Annotated in this window: 23 protein-coding genes and 2 tRNA genes; 18 read left to right on the top strand and 7 right to left on the bottom strand. The window is 67.3% G+C overall.

The window, feature by feature from the left end:
* Positions 1 to 81: 81 nt before the first annotated feature.
* From ACAG20_RS16090 to ACAG20_RS16075, 4 genes are all read right to left on the bottom strand, one after another.
* Positions 82 to 154, bottom strand: a tRNA-Glu gene (locus ACAG20_RS16090).
* A 73-nt stretch (positions 155 to 227) separates the two neighbouring features.
* Positions 228 to 299, bottom strand: a tRNA-Gln gene (locus tag ACAG20_RS16085).
* 118 nt (positions 300 to 417) lie between these two features.
* Positions 418 to 1,896, bottom strand: coding sequence for a glutamate--tRNA ligase (gene gltX, locus ACAG20_RS16080; RefSeq protein ID WP_370493279.1), 1,479 nt, complete (start codon positions 1,894 to 1,896; stop codon positions 418 to 420).
* Entirely contained in the window at positions 1,893 to 2,684 is a 792-nt protein-coding gene (locus ACAG20_RS16075) for a fumarylacetoacetate hydrolase family protein (protein ID WP_112687963.1), read from the bottom strand. The genes gltX and ACAG20_RS16075 overlap by 4 nt, the downstream gene beginning before the upstream one ends.
* 234 nt (positions 2,685 to 2,918) lie before the next feature.
* Here ACAG20_RS16075 and ACAG20_RS16070 point away from each other — a divergent pair, with 234 nt between their 5' ends.
* The 6 genes from ACAG20_RS16070 to ACAG20_RS16045 all read left to right on the top strand — a co-directional run bounded on the left by ACAG20_RS16070 (position 2,919) and on the right by ACAG20_RS16045 (position 8,023).
* The gene (locus tag ACAG20_RS16070; protein WP_370493278.1) at positions 2,919 to 4,181 is read left to right on the top strand and encodes an MFS transporter; all 1,263 of its coding nucleotides are present in this window, start codon (positions 2,919 to 2,921) and stop codon (positions 4,179 to 4,181) included.
* Positions 4,182 to 4,244: 63 nt separating this feature from the next.
* On the top strand, positions 4,245 to 4,751 hold the full coding sequence (gene ectA, locus ACAG20_RS16065) for a diaminobutyrate acetyltransferase (protein WP_370493277.1): 507 nt from the start codon (positions 4,245 to 4,247) through the stop codon (positions 4,749 to 4,751).
* Between the two features lie 192 nt (positions 4,752 to 4,943).
* Entirely contained in the window at positions 4,944 to 6,221 is a 1,278-nt protein-coding gene (ectB, locus tag ACAG20_RS16060; protein WP_112687976.1) for a diaminobutyrate--2-oxoglutarate transaminase, read from the top strand.
* Positions 6,218 to 6,625, top strand: coding sequence for an ectoine synthase (locus ACAG20_RS16055; RefSeq protein ID WP_112687955.1), 408 nt, complete (start codon positions 6,218 to 6,220; stop codon positions 6,623 to 6,625). The genes ectB and ACAG20_RS16055 overlap by 4 nt, the downstream gene beginning before the upstream one ends.
* Positions 6,626 to 6,633: 8 nt before the next feature.
* Entirely contained in the window at positions 6,634 to 7,524 is an 891-nt protein-coding gene (gene thpD / locus ACAG20_RS16050) for an ectoine hydroxylase (RefSeq protein WP_370493291.1), read from the top strand.
* A 7-nt stretch (positions 7,525 to 7,531) separates the two neighbouring features.
* Complete coding sequence (locus tag ACAG20_RS16045) at positions 7,532 to 8,023, top strand: DUF3830 family protein (RefSeq protein WP_370493276.1); 492 nt, start codon at positions 7,532 to 7,534, stop codon at positions 8,021 to 8,023.
* Between the two features lie 65 nt (positions 8,024 to 8,088).
* On the opposite strand, the gene ACAG20_RS16040 is transcribed toward ACAG20_RS16045, so the two are convergent.
* Positions 8,089 to 9,462: an amidase gene (locus tag ACAG20_RS16040; protein WP_370493275.1), complete on the bottom strand. Its 1,374-nt coding sequence runs from the start codon at positions 9,460 to 9,462 to the stop codon at positions 8,089 to 8,091.
* 13 nt (positions 9,463 to 9,475) lie between these two features.
* A complete protein-coding gene (locus tag ACAG20_RS16035; protein WP_370493274.1) occupies positions 9,476 to 10,441 on the bottom strand; it encodes a D-2-hydroxyacid dehydrogenase in 966 nt (321 codons plus the stop codon).
* 81 nt (positions 10,442 to 10,522) lie between these two features.
* Here ACAG20_RS16035 and ACAG20_RS16030 point away from each other — a divergent pair, with 81 nt between their 5' ends.
* Genes ACAG20_RS16030 through ACAG20_RS16020 form a run of 3 tightly spaced genes read left to right on the top strand, consistent with a single transcriptional unit; the run spans position 10,523 to position 12,674 of the window.
* On the top strand, positions 10,523 to 11,281 hold the full coding sequence (locus ACAG20_RS16030; RefSeq protein ID WP_112687949.1) for an Asp/Glu/hydantoin racemase: 759 nt from the start codon (positions 10,523 to 10,525) through the stop codon (positions 11,279 to 11,281).
* Positions 11,278 to 11,994: a maleate cis-trans isomerase gene (locus ACAG20_RS16025; protein WP_370493273.1), complete on the top strand. Its 717-nt coding sequence runs from the start codon at positions 11,278 to 11,280 to the stop codon at positions 11,992 to 11,994. Before ACAG20_RS16030 ends, ACAG20_RS16025 begins: the two co-directional genes overlap by 4 nt.
* Positions 11,991 to 12,674, top strand: coding sequence for a GntR family transcriptional regulator (locus tag ACAG20_RS16020; protein WP_370493272.1), 684 nt, complete (start codon positions 11,991 to 11,993; stop codon positions 12,672 to 12,674). The genes ACAG20_RS16025 and ACAG20_RS16020 overlap by 4 nt, the downstream gene beginning before the upstream one ends.
* Positions 12,675 to 12,681: 7 nt before the next feature.
* On the opposite strand, the gene ACAG20_RS16015 is transcribed toward ACAG20_RS16020, so the two are convergent.
* Positions 12,682 to 13,494: an IclR family transcriptional regulator gene (locus ACAG20_RS16015; protein ID WP_370493271.1), complete on the bottom strand. Its 813-nt coding sequence runs from the start codon at positions 13,492 to 13,494 to the stop codon at positions 12,682 to 12,684.
* Between the two features lie 123 nt (positions 13,495 to 13,617).
* On the opposite strand from ACAG20_RS16015, the gene ACAG20_RS16010 reads away from it, so the two are divergent.
* From ACAG20_RS16010 to pcaC, 9 genes are read left to right on the top strand one after another with little or no spacing between them, the layout of a single operon-like run.
* A complete protein-coding gene (locus ACAG20_RS16010) occupies positions 13,618 to 15,057 on the top strand; it encodes a Rieske 2Fe-2S domain-containing protein (protein WP_370493270.1) in 1,440 nt (479 codons plus the stop codon).
* Positions 15,054 to 15,680: a 3-phenylpropionate/cinnamic acid dioxygenase subunit beta gene (locus tag ACAG20_RS16005; protein WP_370493269.1), complete on the top strand. Its 627-nt coding sequence runs from the start codon at positions 15,054 to 15,056 to the stop codon at positions 15,678 to 15,680. Before ACAG20_RS16010 ends, ACAG20_RS16005 begins: the two co-directional genes overlap by 4 nt.
* Positions 15,677 to 15,937 carry a dihydrodiol dehydrogenase gene (locus tag ACAG20_RS16000; protein ID WP_370493268.1) on the top strand — a complete coding sequence of 87 codons (261 nt, stop codon included), beginning with the start codon at positions 15,677 to 15,679 and terminating at the stop codon, positions 15,935 to 15,937. The genes ACAG20_RS16005 and ACAG20_RS16000 overlap by 4 nt, the downstream gene beginning before the upstream one ends.
* Positions 15,934 to 16,749, top strand: coding sequence for a 3-(cis-5,6-dihydroxycyclohexa-1,3-dien-1-yl)propanoate dehydrogenase (hcaB, locus tag ACAG20_RS15995; protein WP_370493267.1), 816 nt, complete (start codon positions 15,934 to 15,936; stop codon positions 16,747 to 16,749). The genes ACAG20_RS16000 and hcaB overlap by 4 nt, the downstream gene beginning before the upstream one ends.
* A complete protein-coding gene (locus ACAG20_RS15990) occupies positions 16,749 to 17,474 on the top strand; it encodes a class II aldolase/adducin family protein (protein WP_370493290.1) in 726 nt (241 codons plus the stop codon). Before hcaB ends, ACAG20_RS15990 begins: the two co-directional genes overlap by 1 nt.
* Positions 17,475 to 17,504: 30 nt before the next feature.
* Positions 17,505 to 18,251 (top strand): protocatechuate 3,4-dioxygenase subunit beta, encoded by a 747-nt coding sequence (pcaH, locus tag ACAG20_RS15985; protein ID WP_370493266.1) that lies wholly within the window; start codon positions 17,505 to 17,507, stop codon positions 18,249 to 18,251.
* Positions 18,248 to 18,799, top strand: coding sequence for a protocatechuate 3,4-dioxygenase subunit alpha (pcaG, locus tag ACAG20_RS15980; RefSeq protein WP_370493265.1), 552 nt, complete (start codon positions 18,248 to 18,250; stop codon positions 18,797 to 18,799). The genes pcaH and pcaG overlap by 4 nt, the downstream gene beginning before the upstream one ends.
* Complete coding sequence (gene pcaB / locus ACAG20_RS15975; RefSeq protein WP_370493264.1) at positions 18,796 to 19,995, top strand: 3-carboxy-cis,cis-muconate cycloisomerase; 1,200 nt, start codon at positions 18,796 to 18,798, stop codon at positions 19,993 to 19,995. Before pcaG ends, pcaB begins: the two co-directional genes overlap by 4 nt.
* A complete protein-coding gene (gene pcaC / locus ACAG20_RS15970; RefSeq protein ID WP_370493263.1) occupies positions 19,992 to 21,152 on the top strand; it encodes a 4-carboxymuconolactone decarboxylase in 1,161 nt (386 codons plus the stop codon). Before pcaB ends, pcaC begins: the two co-directional genes overlap by 4 nt.
* The last annotated feature ends 35 nt before the right edge of the window (positions 21,153 to 21,187 follow it).

Genomic DNA, 21,187 nt, shown 5'->3' with positions numbered 1-21,187 from the left:
GTCACCCGCGGCCGCCCAAAGAAAAAATCCGAACCCTAAACGAGGGTTCGGACTATTCCGATGTCCTGAGACATCACAGAGTACCCCCGATGGGATTCGAACCCACGCTACCGCCGTGAGAGGGCGGCGTCCTAGGCCGCTAGACGACGGGGGCTAGAACTAGTCCGGGTTGTCAGCATAGCCCAACCCGCACGGCCCGCCTAATCGCTTGGGGCGGACCGGTTTTGCTGGGGTACCAGGACTCGAACCTAGAATGGCTGAACCAGAATCAGCTGTGTTGCCAATTACACCATACCCCAATGGCCACCGAGGGCCTGGCCATAACCGCTGGTCAGCGTGCCGGTTGGGCACTACCGGCCAGCTGCTGTGGGCCGACGTGCAGACTACCAAACTTCTACCGCGAAGTACTCATCGCGCTCACTCGATGCCGTCCCGGACCGCCCGCAGCCGCGCCAGGGTGCGCGCTGGACCCAGCAGCTCCAGCGACTCGAACAGCGGCGGGCTGACCAACCCGCCGGTGACCGCGACCCGCACCGGGCCGAACGCCTTGCGGGGTTTGAGCTCCAGCCCGTCGAGCAGCGCGGCCTTCAGTGCGGCCTCGATCCCGGCGGTGGTCCAGTCCCCCACGCCCTCCAGGGCGGCGATGGTGGCGTCCAGGACGGGCGCCGCACCGGCGCCCAACTCTTTGGCCACCGCACGCGGGTCGAGCGCGTATTCGTCGTCGTTGAAGAACTTGAGCAATCCCCAGGCGTCGCCCAGCACGATCACCCGGGTCTGCACCAGCGCCGCGGCCGCCGCGAATCCGGCGTCGTCAAGCCCGGTGCGGTAACCGTGGGCGTCGAAGTAGCCGCGCAGTCGCGTGGTGAAGTCGTCGACGTCGAGAAGCCGGATGTGCTCGGCGTTGAGCGCGTCGGCCTTCTTCTGGTCGAACCGGGCCGGGTTGGAGTTGACGTCGACCACGTCGAATGCGGCGACCATCTCGTCGAGACTGAACACGTCACGGTCATCGGCGATCGACCAGCCCAGCAGCGCCAGATAGTTCAGCAGGCCCTCCGGGATGAAACCCCGGTCGCGGTGCGCGAACAGGTTCGACTGCGGGTCGCGCTTGGACAGCTTCTTGGTGCCCTCACCCAGAACCATTGGAAGATGGGCGAATTCCGGAATCCTGTCAGCCACCCCGATGCGGATCAACGCCTGATACAGCGCTATCTGGCGTGGCGTGGAGGGCAGCAGGTCCTCGCCCCGCAGCACATGGGTTATCTTCATCATCGCGTCGTCGACCGGGTTGACCAACGTGTACAGCGGATCACCATTGGCGCGGGTGAGTGCGAAGTCGGGGACGGTGCCCGCCGGAAAGCTCGTCGGCCCGCGCACCAGGTCCTGCCAGCCGAGTTCGCCATCGGGCATGCGCAACCGCAGGACGGGCTTGCGGCCCTCGGCGAGGTAGCCGGCACGCTGATCGTCGGTCAGGTCGCGATCGAAGTTGTCATAGCCCAGCTTGGGGTTTCGGCCGGCGGCCAGGTGGCGGGCCTCGACCTCCTGCGGTGTGGAGAAGGCCTCGTAGGCCTCGCCGGCCGCCACCAGTCGCGCCACCACGTCGCGGTAGATGTCGGCGCGTTGCGACTGACGGTACGGGCCGTACGGTCCGCCCACTTCGGGCCCCTCGTCCCAGTCCAGCCCAAGCCAGCGCAGGGCCTCGAGCAGCGCCTGATAGCTCTCCTCGCTGTCGCGCGCGGCATCGGTGTCCTCCACCCGGAACACCAACGTGCCGCCGGTGTGTCGGGCATAGGCCCAGTTGAACAGTGCGGTGCGGATCAGCCCGACGTGCGGCGTGCCGGTCGGTGACGGGCAGAACCGAACCCGCACAGCAGAGTCAGCCTGGAAACCTTGAGTCACGACATTCCTTTGCGAATAACCGGGTTGGTGAGGGTGCCGATGCCCTCGACGGAAACAGACACGGTGTCACCGTGTTCGATCGGGCCGACACCGTCGGGGGTTCCGGTGAGGATGAGGTCACCGGGCAACAGGGTCATCACCGCCGATATCCACTCCACGATCGCGCCGATGTCGTGCAGCATCAGCGACGTCCGGCTGTCCTGTTTGACCTGGCCGTTGACCTCGGTGCGGATCGCCAGGTCGGCGGGGTCGAGGTCGGTGACGATCCAGGGCCCGACCGGGCAGAACGTATCGTGCCCCTTGGCGCGGGTCCACTGACCGTCGGATTTCTGCTGGTCACGGGCTGACACGTCGTTGCCGATGGTGTAACCCAGGATGTTGTCCTTGGCCCGGGCGGCCGGAACGTCCTTGCAGGGCCGTGAAATCACCACCGCCAACTCGCCCTCGTAGTGAACCGGGGAAGCGTTGGCGGGCAGCTGAATCGGAACGTTCGGCCCGATGATCGCGGTATTGGGCTTGAGGAACATCGTCGGGTTGGCCGGCGGCGCACCACCCATCTCGGCGATGTGGGCAGCGTAGTTCTTCCCGATGCAGACCACCTTGCTGGCCAGAATCGGGGCCAGCAGCCGCACGTCGGCCAGTGGCCAGGATCGACCGGTGAACTCCGGTGTGCCGAAGGGGTGCTCGGCGATCTCGCGAGCTGTCATCGCGGTCATGTCATCGTCCGGATCGCCCTCCAGGCTGACGAAGGCGACGCCGTCCGGGCTGGCAATTCGACCTAGGCGCATTCGAGCAAGCCTAATGGCGATCGCAAGCGCGGCGGAGCCGGGCGCAGCGGGTCGCCATCATCGGCCCAGCCGACCGCAAGCGCGGCGGAGCCGGGCGCAGCGGGCCGCCACCATCGGCCCAGCCGATCGCAAGCGCGGCGGAGCCGGGCGCTGGCGGCGCGGTCAAACGGCACCGTGGTCGTTGCCCGGCGGATGCGACCCGGTACGGGGCAAACGTGTGGAACCATTATCCGGGTGACCACGGAGTCGACGAGCAGCGCCGCGCGCTGGTCAGTGGTCATCGTGGCGTTGGTGGCCACGCTGTGCTCGTTCGTGTTCATCAACGGGATCGCCTTCGTCATCCCGATGCTGGAGACCAAGCGGGATACCAACCTGGCGATGGCGGGTCTGCTGGCGTCGATGCCCAGTTTCGGCATGGTGCTGACGCTGTTCGCGTGGGGCGCGCTGTTGGACCGCATCGGCGAGCGGGTCGTGCTGACCGTCGGCTCCGCGCTGACGGCGCTGGCCACCTTCGGGGCGGCCTCGATGAACTCCCTGGTCGGGGTGGGCGCCTTCCTTTTTCTGGGCGGTATGGCCGCCGCCAGCGCCAACACCGCCAGTGGCCGGCTGGTGACCGGCTGGTTTCCGCCACACCAGCGCGGGCTGGTGATGGGAATCCGGCAGACAGCACAACCGCTGGGAATCGCGTTGGGAGCCGAGGTGATTCCCGAACTGGCCGAGCACGGCCTGGCCCGGGCGCTGATGTTCCCGGCGACGCTGTGCGCAGTGGCGGCGGTGGCATGCGCCATCGGGGTGGTCGACCCGCCCCGCCGACCGCGGTCGGCGGCGACCGGAACGGAGCTGGCCAACCCCTACGCCGGCTCGAAGGTGCTGTGGCGCATCCACTTGTCGTCGGCGCTGCTGATGGTTCACCAGTCGGTGTTGGCCACCTTCATGCTGGTGTGGCTAATCGTTGATACCGACTGGTCGATCGCCGCCGCCGGCAGCCTGGTCACCGTGTCGCAGCTGCTCGGCGCCGCCGGCCGCGTGCTGGCCGGTCGGTGGTCGGATCGGGTGCGGTCACGGCTGCGACCCGTCCGCAGCCTCGCCGTCGCCGGCGCGGTGGCGATGGTGGTACTCGGCGTGACCGACCATCTGCACTCTCCGCTGGCCGAGGCGGCGATGGTCGTTGCGGTGGTAATCAGCGTGCTGGACAACGGCTTGTCGTCCACCGCGGTCGCCGAGGTCGCCGGACCTTACTGGAGCGGGCGTGCACTGGGTACGCAGAACACCACCCAGCGACTCACCGCCGGAATCGCTCCCCCGGTGTTCGGCGCGTTGATCGGCGCCGCAGGCTATCCGCTGGCGTTCGCGCTGTCCGGGCTGTTCCCACTGGCCGCCGTGCGGTTGGTACCGGTCAGCGCCGAGCCGGAGGGCCACTCGGTGCTCCAGGCGCTGCGCACGCTGCGGGTGCCGCCGCAGCCGTTGCCGCCGGAACAACGCCCTCCCGACGGCTGACACCTGCCGCAACCGGGCGGATCCGCGGCCGACGCCGAATCGGCGGCCGGTAGCGTCGGCGAGATGACCGAACCGGCTCACATCGCACTCCGGACACCGACGGTGGCCGACGGCCCGGCCCTGTGGAAAATGGCCCTCGACAGCGTGACGCTCGACGTCAACGCCCCTTACGCCTATCTGTTGTGGTGCCGCGATTTCGCGGCCAGCTCGGTAATCGCCGAGGTCAGCGGCGAGCCGGCCGGTTTCATCACCGGCTACCGCCGCCCGGATCAGCCGCAGACCCTGATGGTCTGGCAGGTTGCGGTCAACGACGCGCATCGCGGGATGGGTGTGGCCGGCCGGATGCTCGACCATCTGGCGACCGCATTGGTAGCCGACGGCGGTACGCATCTTGAGACGTCAATCACACCGGACAATGAGGCCAGTCGACGGCTTTTCGGGGCATTTGCCCGGCGATGGGACGCCGGTCTGGAGTGCTCCGAGCTGTTTGAGGCCAGCTTGTTTCCCGAATCCCATCTGGCAGAAGAACTGTTTCGAATTGGGCCACTGCGGGTAAACAGCGGCCGTTGAGGACAGCATGGCAAGGTTGAGATCACAAAACGGTCTCGGTAAGGTCACGTCCGCGCAAACGTGAGCCCCGGCAGACCTAGCCGGGGGTATCCGAGCGGGGTGGTGGGTCGAGCCGAGATCACCCACGGCACGAGTTTTGAAATCGACCTGTCGTTCCGTTCCGTTGTATGTGACCGACGGACGGAGGAAATCGTGACTATTTTTGAAACCCTTGAATCCGAGGTGCGGAGTTATTGCCGATCCTGGCCGGTGACATTTGACCGGGCCCTCGGCTCCCGCATGTGGGATGTCGACGGCAACGAATACGTCGACTTCTTCGCCGGCGCCGGCGCGCTGAACTACGGACACAACCACCCGGACCTGAAGGCACCGCTGCTGGAGTACCTGAGTTCGGACCGGGTGGTGCACAGCCTGGACATGAACACGGTGGCCAAGGCGGCGTTCCTGCAACGGTTCGAAGAGGTGATCCTCAAGCCCCGCGGGCTCGACTACAAGGTCCAGTTCCCCGGCCCCACCGGCACGAACGCGGTCGAGTCGGCGCTGAAACTGGCCCGCAAGGTCACCGGCAAGGAAAGCATCATCAGCTTCACCAATGCCTTCCATGGCATGACGCTGGGCTCGCTGAGCGTCACCGGCAACTCGATGAAGCGCGGCGGCGCCGGGATCCCACTGGTGCACGCCACCCCGATGCCCTACGACAACTACCTCGACGGCGTCACCCCGGACTTCATCTGGTTCGAGCGCCTGTTGCAGGACAGCGGCAGCGGCCTCAATGAACCGGCCGCGGTCATCGTCGAGACGGTGCAGGGCGAAGGCGGGATCAACGTGGCGCGGCTGGAATGGCTGCACGGGCTGGCCGAACTGTGCAAGCGGCACGGGTTGCTGCTGATCGTCGACGACGTGCAGATGGGCTGCGGACGCACCGGGCCGTTCTTCAGCTTCGAGGCGGCCGACATCGTGCCCGACATCGTCTGCATGTCCAAGTCGATCAGCGGTTACGGGCTGCCGATGGCACTGACGCTGTTCAAGCCCGAACTGGATGTGTGGGAGCCCGGCGAGCACAACGGCACGTTCCGCGGCCAGAACCCGTCCTTCGTCACCGCCACCGCGGCGCTGAACTTCTGGACCGACAACCTGCTGGAAAAGCAAGTGCTCCGCAAGGGCGAGCAGATCGAGCAGGCGCTGCATGAGGTAATCGAGCCGTTCGACGGGGTCGAGACCCGCGGCCGTGGCCTGATCCGCGGGGTGGCCTTCGAGCGACCCGAGTTGGCCGGCGCCGTGCAGCAGGAGGCGTTCGCCCGCGGCCTGCTGCTGGAGACCTCGGGACCGGAGGGCGAGGTGGTAAAGCTGATGCCACCGCTGGTGATCGATGACGACGACCTGGCCGAAGGCCTGACACTCGCGGCCCAATCCATCGAGGCCGTGGCCGCCCGAGAACTTGCCGCTACTAGCTCAGGAGCCAACCGATGATCGTTCGTACCCTCGCCGAGATCAAGGGCACCGACCGCGATGTCCAGGCCAAGACCTGGAACAGCCAGCGACTGCTGCTGGCCCGGGACGGCCAGCGCTTCTCGCTGCACGAGACGATCCTGTACGCCGGCACCGAAACCTCGATGTGGTACGCCAACCACGTCGAGGCGGTGTACTGCGTCGGTGGCGAGGGTGAGCTGGTCAATGAAGAAACAGGCGAGACCTTTCCGCTTGCCGACGGCACCCTGTACCTGCTCGACGGGCATGAGCACCACCGTGTTTCGGCCCACACCGATCTGCGCATGGTGTGCGTGTTCGACCCGCCGGTCACCGGGCAGGAGGTGCACGACGAGACCGGCGCCTACCCCCTGCTCACCGAGGAACCTCAAGAGGCGGCGCCGTGACCCCTCCCATCACCAAAGCTGTCACCGATCACTACCCGACCCGCAACAACGTCCAGCTCGGCATTGAGCCGCGACGGGACCCGGTGGTGTGGGCGCCCGCGGGCAGCGGCGGTCCGCTGCGGCCCGACAGTGTCGCGGCGTTCGATGCCGACGGATTCTTGTCCGTCGACGCATTGGTGGACGCTGACGTGGTCGCCGACCTCCGCAATGAGCTGGACCGGCTGCGCTCCGACCCGGTGCTGGCAGCCGACGAGCGCTCGATCTGCGAGCGGGACAGCGGCCAGATCCGGTCGATCTTCGAGGTGCACCGGATCAGCCCGGCATTCGCCGCGCTCGTCGCCGACCCGCGGCTGGTCGGGCCGGTCCGCCAATTGCTCGGCTCGGAGGTCTACGTGCACCAGAGCCGGGTCAACTTCAAGCCGGGTTTCAACGGCCGGGAGTTCTACTGGCACTCCGACTTTGAGACCTGGCACGCCGAGGACGGGATGCCTACCCCGCGCGCGATCAGCGTGTCGGTGGCGCTCACCGAGAACCTGGACAGCAACGGCTCGCTGATGATCATGCCCGGATCGCACCGCTGGTTCGTGTCGTGCCCGGACGAGACGCCGCCTGATCACTACCGCTCGTCGCTGAAGCAGCAGGAGATCGGCACCCCCGACGACGACAGCCTGACCTGGATGGCGGAGCAGCACGGCATCCGCCAGATCACCGGCCCGGCCGGGTCAGCGGTGTTCTTCGACAGCAACTGCATGCACGGGTCGAGCAGCAACATCACCCCGTGGCCGCGCTCGAACGTCTTCATCGTCTACAACAGCGTGGAGAACACCCTGGTGGAGCCGTTCGGCGCTGCCGCGCCGCGGCCGACGTTCGTCGCCAGCCGAACCTTCGACCCGGTGTAAGGCTGCTGTGGCGCGTTTCCTGTCGATCACGTTGACCAGCCGCGGCGTGTCTTGCCGAGCGCGCCTGCTCGAGGACGAGGCTCCCCGGACCTGCGCCGTGGTGTGGAATGCGTTGCCGGTCGCCGGTCAGGCCTACCACGGCAAGTACGCACGCAACGAGGTCTACACGCTGTTGCCGCCGATGGGGGCGCCGGGCCGGGAGAACACCACCGTGACGCCGATCCCCGGCGACGTCTGCTTCTTCAGCTTCGAGCCGGGCGATATCGGCAATCCGGCCTATGGCTATGAGGAAGGCGCGCAAGGGAATTCGCCGGTCGGCGCGACCGACCTGGCGATCTTCTACGGCCGCAACAATTTACTGCTTAACGGCGACGTCGGCTGGGTTCCCGGAAATGTGTTCGCCACGATCGAAGACGGGTTGGCCGAGATGGCGGCCGCCTGCAACGACCTGTGGATGGCCGGCGCGGTCGGCGAACAGTTGGCGTTCTCCCGCGCCTAAGTCCCGAGCAGACGCGAAAGCCCCTCATCCAAGCGTATTTTAGGGACTTTCATGTCTGCTCGCCGTCAGAGACCCAGCACCCGCTCGGCGAACAAGCCGGCCGCCAGCACCAGATCGTCACTGTGCCGCGGTCCGATGATCTGCATGCCGATCGGCAGACCCTCCGACGTCGTGCCGATCGGGATGCTCAACGCCGGCTGTTGAGTCATGTTGAACGGGTACGTGAACGGCGTCCACTGGGCCCACCAACGCATGCCGGAGTCGGCCGGTACGTCGTGGCCGGCGGCGAACGCCGGGATCGGTGTGGTCGGCGTGATCAGCAGGTTGTGGCGCTCATGGAAGCGCCCCATGATCAGACCCAGGTCGACGCTGACCTGACGTGCGGCCAGGTAGTCGACCGCCGAGGCCGCCTGGCCGCGCTCCCACATCTCGGCCAGACCCGGATCGACCAGCCCACGGTCCGCCTCATGGCCGCGCAGGCTGCCCGCGGCCCCCGTCGCCCACAGCACTTCGAACGCGTCGATCGGATCGGCGAAGCCTGGGTCGGCCTCGGTCACGTTGAGTCCGGCGTCGGCCAGTGCCCGGACCGCAGCGCCGACCGCGGCCTCAATCTGAGGATCGACGTCGGCATAGCCCAGGTTCGGTGAATAGGCGACGCCCAAGCCGACCACGTCGCGGCGGACTTCGCCGCGGTAGGTGGTCAGTGTCGGTGCCAACGATGTCGGGTCGCGGTGATCGGGCAGCGCGATGATGTCCAGCAGCATGGCGGCGTCCTCGACAGTGCGGGTGATCGGGCCGGCATGTGCCAGTGGCCCGAACGGGCTGATCGGGTACATCGGCACCCGCCCGTGGGTGGGTTTGAAGCCGACCACGCCGCAGAAGGCGGCCGGGATGCGGATGCTCCCCCCACCGTCGGTGCCGATCGCCATCGGCGCCATCCCGGCGGCCACCGCGGCGGCGCTGCCACCCGACGAACCGCCCGGGGTGCGGGTGATGTCGACAGGATTACGGGTGACACCGGTCCGCGGGCTGTCGGTGACGCCCTTCCACGCCAGTTCCGGGGTGGTCGTCTTGCCCAGCAGCACCATGCCGTCGTCGCGCATCTTGCCGACAGCCGGGCTGTCGTCGGGCCAGGGGCCGGCGGCATCGGAGAGCAGCGATCCCCGCAGGGTGGGCCAACCGGCGGTGCGGAACACGTCTTTGACGGCGACCGGGACCCCGTCGAGCAGGCCCTTGGTGTAGTTGCCGCTCCAACGGGCTTCGGACTTACGCGCCGCGGACAGCGCGGCCTCCTCGTCGATAAGGCAGAACGCGTTGACCTCGCCGTCGCGTTCGTTGATCACCGAGAGGGCGGCCGCGGTTGCTTCAACCGGCGAGAGCTCACCGGAGGTGTAGGCGGCCACCAGTTGCAAGGCCGTCAGTTCGGTGGGATGAGTCATGTGACACGCCTCCTCAACCGGTGCCGCTCGGCGCGTATCCGTGGCCCTTGTCGACGACATTATGGAGTGGTTGGCCGGCCACGTACCGTTGAAAATTGGTGATGAACTGCTGCTGCAACGCATTTCGCCAGCCTTTGATATCGCCGCTGTGGTGCGGCGTCAGGCGGACGTTGGGCGCAGTCCACAGCGGATGGTTCGGCGGCAGCGGTTCGGGGTCGACGACGTCGAGGGCAGCACCGGCGATCACGCCGTCCCGCAACGCCGACACCAGCGCGTCGGTGTCCACCAACTCGCCACGTCCGACGTTGATCAGTCGCGCGGTGGGGCGCATCGACGCCAGCACGGCGGCATCGACCATGCCCCGGGTCTCGGGCGTCAGCGGGGCGGCGAGCACGACATAGTCCGCGTCGGCAGCCGCGTCGACCACATCGGTGGTGATGACGCCGAAGTCGGGGTCGTCGCGTGCCGAGCGCCCGACGCCGCGCACCGACATGCCGACCCCGCGCAGCAACCGCGCGACGGCCCGCCCGACCGGGCCCGGTCCGACGATGGTGACCGACGAGCCGGCGATCGGCTCGGTGTCGAAGTGCTGCCAGCGTTTTGCGGCCTGCGCGTCCCAGGACCGCCGGAAATCCTTGGCGAAGGCCAGGATCTGCCCCAGCACGTACTCGGCGATCGGTTCCTCGAAGATGCCGCGGGAATTGGTGACGACGACGTCACTGTCGACCAGCCCGTCGAACAACACCGCATCGACCCCGATGGCGGCCACCTGAACCCAGCGCAGCGCGTCGGCGTCGGACCACACCGACGCCAGGGCCGGCGATGAGAAGTCGTACACGAACAGCACATCGGTCCCGGCGATCGCCTCACCCAGCCGCGACGACGGAACCATCCGCAGTTCCGCGGCTGCGCTGATCGAATCGAGTTGGGCGGGAACCGACTCACCGTGCTGGACGGTCACCACCGGACGCGCGTCCACATTGACACGGTAAAAACCGATCGTATGATTGTCAACAATCCAGGGGCGGCCTGGGGTTGCGACGTCAGTATGGGGACACGCATGGATCTGTCCCAGTTGCCGGACTTCGACGGGCCGGTGGATCAGCGCGGTGTCGGCATCATCGCGCCCTTCGACCTGGCGATCGAGCGCGAACTGTGGCGCTGGATCCCCGCCGAAGTGACGCTGCACCTGGCGCGCACTCACTATGAACCCGTCCCGGTGAGCCGGGCGATGGCCGAACTGGTCTCCGATACCAACCACCTGCAGGCCGCCACCCGCGACGTGCTGCACGTCGAGCCGGAGGTGGTCGCCTACCTGTGCGCGTCGGGCAGCTTCATCCACGGTGTCGAGTACGAGAAAACGCTGGTCGCCGCGATCGAAGCGGCAGGCGCCAAAGCCGCGGTCACCACGTCGGGGGCGCTGGCCGAAGCCATCGTCGCGCTGGACATCTCCCGGATCTGCGTGCTGACCCCCTACGACGAGGAGCTGACCGACCTACTGCGGGTGTTTCTCAACCAACTGGGGGTGACGGTGCTGCACTCGGATTACCTCGGCCTGGGTGGCGGGATCTGGAAGGTCAACTACCGGACCGTGGCCGAGCGGATCCTCGCCGCCAACCGCCCGGAAGCCCAGGCGATCTTCGTCAGCTGCACCAACCTGCGCACCTACGACATCATCGCCCCGCTGGAGCAGATGCTCGGCAAACCGATCCTGACGGCCAACCAGCTGACGATGTGGGCGTGCCTGGGCCGGATGAATCTGCCGATGATGGGCCCCGGCCAGTGGCTCCGCGATGTCTTCACCGGAGCCCCGCAGTGAGCAGCGCCCGTGTCGGCTTCATCTATCCCGACCATGCCGCCGAATCCGACTACCCGCACGCCGCGCGGCTGCTGGGCGTGGACCTGCCCGTCGTCCACATCTACGGCACCGACCTGCACGCCGTACCGGAGCTGCTGGATCTCGGCAGCCCGGCCAGGCTCGCCGAAGGGGCCGCGCTGCTGGCCCCGCAGCGACCGGCCGCCGTGGTGTGGGCCTGCACGTCGGGCAGCTTCGTATTCGGTCCCGACGGCGCTGCCGAACAGGTCGACCGGCTGGCCGCCGAAGCCGGTGTGCCCGCGTCGAGCACGTCGTTCGCGTTCGTGCACGCCCTGGCTGCGCTCGACTGCCGCCGCGTTGCGGTTGCCGCCAGCTATCCGCACAACATTGCCGAGCTGTTTGCGGGTTTCGTTGCAGCCCACGGTATCTCGGTCGAATCGATGGGGGACGCCGGCATCCCCACGGCTGCGCAGGTCGGCCGCCTGACCCGCAGTCAGGTCCGGGACCTGGCGCTGGGCAACGATTCGCCCCGGGCGGAGGCATTGTTGATCCCCGACACCGCCATGCACACCGTGGACCAGGTCGACGAGCTCGAGCGGCTGCTGGGCAAGCCGGTGCTGACCGCCAATGCCGTAACGATTTGGGAGGGCCTGCGCATCGCCGAAATAACCCGGCACACCACCGGGCTCGGGATGTTGTTCGAGGACAACCGATGACGCTCTCGCACGAGGCCGGATTCGAGCCGTTGAGCAGGCCATCGACGCCCGAGCTGATCGCCGAGCGGCTCCGGGAGGCGATCACGCGCGGCCGGCTGGCGCCCGGACAGCAGCTCGGTGAAGCCAGCCTGGCCGCGCAGTTCGAGGTGTCTCGCGGCCCACTGCGCGAGGCCATGCAACGGCTGGTGGCCGAAGGCTTGCTGCGCAGCGAGCGCAACCGGGGCATCTTCGTTGTGGAACTCAGCGACGACGACGTCCGCGACGTGTATCAAGCGCGCAAGGCCATCGAGCGTGCCGCCGTGATCGAAGTGCTGGGCGGCGACCCTGCGGCGGCCGCCGCCCGGTTGCGAGGCCCGGTCGAGGCGCTGCGCACCGCCGCCGCCGCGGGCGACGGCTCCGCGGTGGCCGACGCCGACCAGGCGTTCCATGAGGTCCTGGTCGACTGCGCGGGCAGTCCCCGCCTGCACCGGGCCATGCGGACCCTGCTCTCGGAGACCCGGATCCTGCTCGGCGAGCTCGAAGAGGCCTATCCCGATCTGCGCGAGCAGGTCACCGAACATGTCGTGCTGCGCAAGGCGATCGCGGCCGGTGACGAGGCAGCCGCGGTCCGGCTGATCGACGAGCACATGGACGATGCGGTCCGCCGACTGCTGGCGCGCAGAGCGCAGTTGGCGTTGTAGCCGCCGGTCATCCGATTCGGTCGCCGATCTCTTTGGCGGCTTCGACCAGCAGAGCTGCCACCGCCCGGTGCCGCGACGGGCTCAGGCGGTGAACCGGCGCGGCGGCATTGAGCGCCAGCAGCACACCGGACGCCCGGGTTGGAATGGGAACCGCGACGGAGGCGACACCGTCCTCGCTCCCCTCCCGGTTCACCGCGTACCCCTGTTGTCGTATCCGGCTGAGCTCCCGTTGCAGTTCGGTTCTGGTGCCGACCGAATGCGCCGTGACACGCTCGAGTTCCTCGTCCGGGTAGAGGCGGGCGACGTCAGCCTCGGACAGACGTGCCAGCAGCGCCTTTCCGGTCGAGGTGCAGTGCGCGGGCATCGTGCGTCCGAGCCGTGATGCGACCCGAACCGCCGTCGGCCCCTCGGCGGCTGCGATGAACCGGACGCGGGCGCCCTCGATCATCCCGATATGAACCGATTCCCTGAGGTGCTCGCTGAGCCGGCGCAGCACCGGGGTCGCCGCGTCTTCGATGTCGAGGCGGTTGAACACCGACGACGCCACGCTCATCAACGCGGGCCCGGGGTAGTACACCTTGGACACCGGATCCTGGCGAACAAAGCCGCGGTATTGCAGCATCGCCAGCAGCCGATGGGCCGTCGATGACGCGACGGCCAGGTGTTCGGCCGCATCCGTCAAACGGAGCCGCGGTTGTTCTCCCAGCAACAGGATGAGCTTGAGCGCCCTGTCCACCGATCCGATCGGATACTGCGGCACCCCGTGGTTCGGGGCGGCGGGGCCGACGGCCGCGGACCGGGCGCGCGGTTGTCTCTGCATAGCAGAGAGATTACCTGGCCAATTGACCTTCAAGACGCATTCCTGGCAGAGTTTTCACCATGTACCAGGAATCTTCTCTGTGCAGCAGATACCCTGGCAGGCCCAGAGACTGGAGTCGCACCAATGAGTGATCACCGGCAAGTCCTCGACGAGGTCCGGCGGGGGATGGTGCCGGCGTACATCTACAACGACGCCGAGATCTTCGAACTCGAGCGCGAGCGACTCTTCCGCCGGGCCTGGATGTTCGTGGCGCACGAGTCGGAGATCCCGCAAGACGGCGATTACGTCGTACGGCGACTCCTCAACGACTCGTTCATCATCGCCCGCGACTCGAAGGGCGATGTGCGGGCCATGTTCAACATGTGCCTGCATCGCGGCATGCAGGTGTGCCGCGCCGAGATGGGCAATGCCTCGAATTTCCGGTGCCCGTACCACGGCTGGTCGTACCGTAACGACGGGCGACTCACCGGCCTGCCCTTTCACCAGGAGGCCTACGGCGGCGAGGCAGGCTTTCAGAAACGAGGCCAGACGTTGTTGCCGGCACCCAACCTCGCCAGCTACAACGGCATGATCTTCATCAGCCTCGACGCGCAAGCCCCGCCGCTGGAAGAGTTTCTCGGCGACTTCAGGTTCTACCTCGACTTCTACACCCGGCAAAGCCGAAGCGGTTTGGAGGTGCGCGGACCGCAGCGGTGGCGCATCAAGGCCAACTGGAAGATCGGCGTCGAGAACTTCGCCGGCGACATGTATCACACGCCCCATACCCACGCCTCGGTCGTCGACATCGGGTTGTTCCGCGAACCCAAGGCGCAGAAACGCAAAGACGGCGCCACGTATTGGGCCAGCTGTGGCGGTGGCACGACTTACAAGCTGCCCCCGGGCACGTTCGAGGAGCGGATGCGCTACGTCGGCTACCCCGACGACATGGTGGAGCGAATCAAACAAGTGTGGTCCGAGGATCATCAGCGCGTCGTCGGCGAAGACGGCTTCATGATCTCGGCGGCATCCTGCTTTCCGAACCTGAGCCTGGTGCACAATTGGCCCAAGATCCAAGACAGCGACGATGTGTTGCCGTTCATATCGATTCGCACCTGGCAGCCGATCAGCCAGAACGAAACCGAGGTGTATTCGTGGTTCGCGGTCGACGCAGCGGCGCCCGAGCAGTTCAAGAAGGACTCCTACAAGGCCTATCTGATGTGCTTCGGTTCCACCGGCATGTTCGAACAGGACGACGTGGAGAACTGGGTCTCGCTGACCAATACCGCCGCCGGATCGATGGCGCGCCAGCTACTGCTCAACGGCCGGATGGGACTGCTCGCTGACGGCACACCGGTGGTGAATGCGTTGCCGCCGGAACAGTTCCATGGACCGGGTGTCGCCCAGGTCGGCTACAACGAGAACAACCAGCGCGCCATGCTGCGGATGTGGGCAGATCACCTGCAGCTGCCTCCGGTGCCGCTGGAGCCCGCGGCTATCGGCGGACAGCCCGAGGGGATCACCCCGCTGGTGCAGACCAACGGCGTTTCGGCATGCCCGACGGCCTACCAGGAGGCCCGGGCATGACGACGACCGAACGAGATGAGCGCGCCGGGTTCCCCCGGCCGAGCGACGCCGCACGACCGTGGGAGCTAGCCGTGTTGGGCGGTCATGCGCCCCGGCAGGTCCGCACCGGCAAGCCACTGCCGTTCAACGACGTCCGGCATCTGCAGGCACATCAGTTCCTGGTCGATGAGGCCTATCTCCTGGACGCACAGCGCTACAGCGAATGGCTCGACACCCTCACCGAGGACATCCACTACTTCGCCCCGGTCCGGGTGACCACGGCCTCGGGCGCCGGATTCGACACCTCGCCGGGCATGGCCCACTTCGACGAGAACAAGTACTCGCTGAACCGGCGCGTCGCGCGCTTTGCGACCGAACACGCCTGGACCGAGGATCCACCGTCACGGCTGCGCCATCACATCACCAACGTGCGCACCTTTGCCTGCGACGATGACGCGCATCTGATCGTGGAGTCGGCCGAGTTGCTTTTCCGCAGCCGTGGTGACGTGAACGAGGCCGCGCTGATCTCCTGCGGTCGAGAGGATCTGCTGCGTCTCACCGATCAGGGGTGGAAGCTGGCGCGCCGCACGATCTATCTCGACGAGTCGGTCCTTCGCATGCAGAATCTGGCGGTGTTCCTGTGAGTGAACTCGAAGACCTCATCGGTTGCTCGGTGGGCGAAACCATAACCATCGCCAATGAATTCACCGAGGTGACGTTGCGCCGAGTCGACACCCGGAACGGTTCGCGGCTGCTCATCACCTCACCCAAGTCGGGACAGTGGATCAGTCTGGACGCCTTGGAGATCGAAGCACTGACGTGGCAGAACGCCTACACCCTGGCGGCGATGGTCGGAAAGCTGCACGAACCGCTGCTGTGCGACGAAACCGAACTGCCATGACGCGATGGCTCGAGGGCAAACGGGCACTGGTCGTCGGCGCTGGGTCCGGTATCGGTCGCGCGGTCGTGGACGCATATCTCGAAGAGGGAGCGCAGGTCGCCGTCCTGGAACGCGATGCCACCAAATGCGCTGCCCTGCAGGAGCAGTTGCCGGGGCTGCCGGTGACACAGGGAGACGCGACGACGGCCGAGGCCAACGCGCGTGCGGTCGCCGCCGCCGTCGCGTCCTTCGGCGGACTGGACACGCTGGTCAACTGCGTCGGGATCTTCGACTTCTACAAGGGCATCGGTGACATATCGACCGATGAGCTTGCGCCGGCCTTCGACGAGATGTTCACGACCAACGTGTTGAGCCATCTGCAGTCGGTGAAGGCGGCCCTGCCGGCGCTGCGAGCCCAGGAGCGGTCCTCGATCGTTCTCACCGAGTCCACGTCCTCGTTCTATCCGGGCCGCGGCGGCGTGCTCTACGTCGCCTCGAAGTTCGCGGTTCGCGGCCTGGTCACCACGCTCGCCCACGAACTCGCCCCGCACATCCGCGTCAACGGCGTTGCACCGGGTGGAACGCTGCACACCGACCTGCGCGGCCTGCGCAACCTGTCGCTGGACCATATCCGCCTGGACGACACCCCCGACCGTGCCCGCGATCTGGCAGCGCGCACCCCACTCAATGTCGCCCTCACACCGCAGGATCACGCCTGGAGCTTTGTGTTCCTGGCATCAGACCGCTCCCGCGGCATCACTGCCGGAAGCATCCATCCCGACGGCGGGTTCGGGATGGGTAAAGCCGCAGCGCCCACCGGGGACAACGCGTGATTGCAGCCGACCTGACGGTGCTACGGGCCGAGATCGCACAAGCGTGCCGAGTGGCTGCATCACGTGGCCTCGTCGACGGCATTCTCGGACACATCAGTGCCCGAATCGACGAAGATCACCTGCTCATCCGGTGCCGTAGCGACTCCGACGACGGCGTGGCATTCACCCGGCCCGACGACATCCGCCTCATCCGATTCGACGGAACACCCGGGGCAGCAGGCGAATTGAACGGCTACCGGGTGCCCAACGAGTTGCCGATCCACGTCGAGACGCTGCTGGCACATCCCGAGCACCGCGCGGTGGCCCACCTGCACCCGCCGGCCGTCGTGGCGGCTGATCTGGCCGGTATCACAATCGAACCGATCTACGGCGCCTTCGATATCCCGGGCGCATGGCTGGCCCGTGACGGTGTTCCGGTCTATCCGAGGGCGGTGCTGATCCGCACCGCGGAACTGGGCAAGGAGATGGTCGCCGCCATGCGGGGAAAGCCGGTGGTGATCTGTCGTGGCCACGGCATCACCAGTGCCGCCGCCACGGTCCCGCAGGCCGTCCTGCAAGCGATCAGCCTCGACCGGTTGGCGGCCATGTCGCTGCGCATCCGCGCCGCGGGCGGCACGTTGACACCGATCGATGAGTCCGATTGGGCAGATCTGCCCGATTTAGGCCCGACGTTCACCGCAGCCGCGGCCTGGCGCCATGAGATCGCCCGAGTCGAAACCGGCTGAACCGATGACGCCTACCGATATCGTGACGCTATGACCGGCCAGGCGGAGATCAGCGCAGAGATCGCAGCGCTCCAGGCCGAGTACCGGGCCGCAGGTACCCGGGAGAGCCAACCGAGGCTGGACTATCCGCCGTATCGCAGCAGCAGGCTTCGCCATCCCAAAAGGCCGCTACACCTCACCGATCCGGAGGCCGTCGAGTTGCGGGGGCCCTGCTTCGGCGACTCCGATGTCGATGCAGCCGACGCCGATCTGACGGCCCAGCACCCCGGCGAACCGATCGGCGAGCGCATCGTGGTGACCGGGCGGATCCTTGACGGTGGCGGCAGGCCGGTGCGCCGGCAACTCGTCGAGATCTGGCAGGCCAACGCCAGCGGGCGCTACATCCACCAAGGGGATCAGCACCCGGCGCCGTTGGACCCTAATTTCACCGGCGCGGGACGTTGCCTCACCGACGACGACGGCTCCTACCGGTTCACGACGATCAAACCGGGTCCCTACCCGTGGCGTAACCACCACAACGCGTGGCGCCCCGCGCATGTCCATTTCTCAGTGTTCGGCACTGATTTCACGCAGCGGATGGTCACTCAGATGTACTTCCCGGGCGACCCGCTGTTCGCGTTGGACCCGATCTACCAGTCGATCACCGATCAGCAGGCCCGCGACCGGCTCGTCGCGAGCTACGACCACGACATCACCAGCCCCGAATGGGCCACCGGCTACCGGTGGGACGTGGTGCTCACCGGCCCGGCCGCAACGCCGTTCGAGGAGCCGCGGTGACCAGGTTGACCGCCACCCCCGGGCAGACCGTCGGCCCGTTCTTCGGGTTCGCGTTGCCGTTCGACCGTGGCAACGAACTCGTCTCCCCCGACTCACCCGATGCCATCCGGCTGCACGGCACCGTCAGCGACGGCGCCGGAGCGCCGGTTCCCGATGCGTTGCTGGAGATCTGGCAGCCCGATACCGACGGCTCGGTGTCAACGGCCACCGGATCGCTCCGCCGGGACGGCCGGGCCTTCACCGGCTGGGGACGCGCTGCGACCGACACGCATGGTCATTACAGGTTCACGACGATCAAGCCCGGTGCACGGCAACGGTTGACACCATTCATCGCGGTCACCGTGTTCGCGCGCGGTCTGCTGAACCGGTTGTTCACCCGCGCCTACCTGCCCGACGAGCAGCTCCACGCCGACCGACTGCTCAGCTCGTTGCCCGATGATCGGCGCCATACCCTCATCGCGGTGCCCGACGAGCACGGGTTCCGTTTCGACATCAGGCTGCAGGGCGCCCAGGAGACGGTGTTTCTCCGTTATCGGGGGCAACCGTGACGGACTTGCTGTGGCCCGGCGACCACCGGGCGGGGCAGATCTTCAGCGACGCGGCGTTTCTGACCGCAATGGCACGGGTCGAAAACGCTTGGCTTCGTGCGCTTGTCGACGCAGGTATCGCGCCGGACTCGGCGCGAGCCGACCTGACCGCGATGATCGCGGCAACCGACGTCGAGGCGGTGGCCGTCGCGGCCGAGATCACCGGCAACCCGGTGCCCGCGCTGGTGACCCTGCTTCGTGACCGCACCGGCGGTGAACCGGCACGCTGGCTGCACCGAGGCCTGACCAGCCAGGACGTCGTCGATACCGCGCTGATGCTCTGTCTTCGCGATGCGCTGGAGCGCATCCACGGCGAAATCCTCACGCAGGTGCGGCGGTTGGCCGAGCTGGCCGAGACCTACCGCGACAGCCCCATGCTCGCCCGCACCCTGACCCAGCCCGCGTTGCCCACGACGATCGGCATGAAGGTCGCACATTGGCTTGACGGGGTTCTCGATGCGGCCGACTCATTAGCCGCGCTGCCGGCACTACCGGTTCAGGCCGGTGGCGCCGTGGGGACGCTGGCGGCTGCCACGGAGCTGGCCGGCTCACCCGGCGACGCCGTCGCACTGTCTGGGCGACTGGCCACCGCGCTTGATCTCACCGACCGCCCCCCGTGGCACACCACCCGGTCCGTTCTGACCCGTGTGGGCGACGCGTTGGCCACCTGTTGCGACGCCTGGGGCCACATCGCCGGCGATGTTGCGATCGGCAGCAGGGCCGAGATCGGCGAACTGGCGGAAGGCCGAGGTGGCGGTTCATCCACCATGCCGCACAAGAGCAATCCGGTGTTGTCCATCCTGATCCGGCGCGCCGCGTTGGTTGCGCCGTCGCTGAGCGCCGCCGTGCACGGCGCGTCGGCGGCCAGCGTCGATGAGCGCTCCGACGGCGGCTGGCATGCCGAATGGGCCACCCTCCGAACATTGGGCCGTCACACCGTCGTGGCCGCAGCCCAGACTGCCGAACTGCTCGCCGGACTGGTCATCGACACCGACCGTGCCGCGGCGAACCTGGCCGCCGCCGGTGATCTGCTCGCAGAGCAGCGGTCCATGACCGAGTTGACCGGTCGTACGGCACGGCGCGACTACACCGGCGCGACAAGCCATCTCATCGATGTCGTACTGCAACGCGCGCGCCACACCACAGGAGCGACATGAGCGTGCCACGGCTGATCGGGACTGACTTCGGCGGACCGCCGGACGCGGAACTGCTGCTGTTGGGGCCATCACTGGGCACCTCGGCAAGCACGCTGTGGGGCGCGGCCGCTGAACGGCTCGCCGAGCACCTGCGCGTCATCGCGTGGGATCTTCCCGGCCACGGCCGCAGCCCGGCAGGGCGATTCGGAATACCGGATCTGGCAACCGGCGTGCTCGCGTTGGCCGACGAGATCGTGCCGCACAGTGCGTTCCACTACGCCGGTGTCTCCATCGCCGGTGCGGTCGGCTTGCAGTTGCTGCTCGATGCCCCCGAGCGGTTGTCGAGCGCCACGCTGCTGTGCACCGGTGCCAGCATCGGACGGGCCGAGGATTGGGCCAACCGCGCCGCCACCGTGCGCACATCGGGCACCGGCGCGGTCATCGAGTCGTCCCTGCAACGCTGGTTCGCCCCCGGTTTCGCCGACCGCCGCCCCGACGCGGTCGCGGCGCTATCGGAGGCGCTGCGCCTCACCGACACCGAATCGTATGCGCAGGCGTGCGAGGCGCTGGCCGATTTCGATGTCACCGCGCGACTTGCTCAGATCACTGTGCCCGTGTTGGCCGTTGCGGGCTCGGAAGATGTCGCCACTCCCCCGGAATCGCTGCGGCGTATCGCTTCCGGCGCCCGCCAAGGCCGGCTGGTAACACTCGACGGCGTTGGTCACCTGGCGCCACTCGAGGCGCCCGCGGCCACCGCCAGCCTGATTCTCGACCAGCGGATGGTGCGCGACCCGGTCTACACCTCGGGCATGGCGGTGCGACGGCAGGTGCTCGGCGATGCCCACGTCGATCGGGCGATCGCGCACACCACCGGCTTCACGGCCGACTTTCAGGACCTGATCACCCGCTACGCGTGGGGCAGCATCTGGACCCGGGACGGTCTCGACCGACGCAGCCGGTCGATCGTCACGCTGACCGCGCTGGTGGCCCGCGGCCACCATGAGGAGTTGGCAATGCATCTGCGCGCAGCGCGCCGCAACGGTCTCAGTGATGACGAGATCAAGGAGGTGCTGTTGCAGACCGCCGTCTATTGCGGTGTGCCCGATGCCAATGCGGCTTTCCGCATTGCGGCGCGGGTGCTCGCCGACCAGGAGAGTTCGGACGGCGACGCACCCTGATCCGACGAGCGCGGGCCCCCCAACGACTGGGCCGC

The sequence above is a fragment of the Mycobacterium sp. pW045 genome (genome assembly GCF_041287085.1).
Lineage (GTDB): Bacteria > Actinomycetota > Actinomycetes > Mycobacteriales > Mycobacteriaceae > Mycobacterium > Mycobacterium algericum_A.
This window is presented reverse-complemented; position numbering and strand designations above follow the sequence as displayed.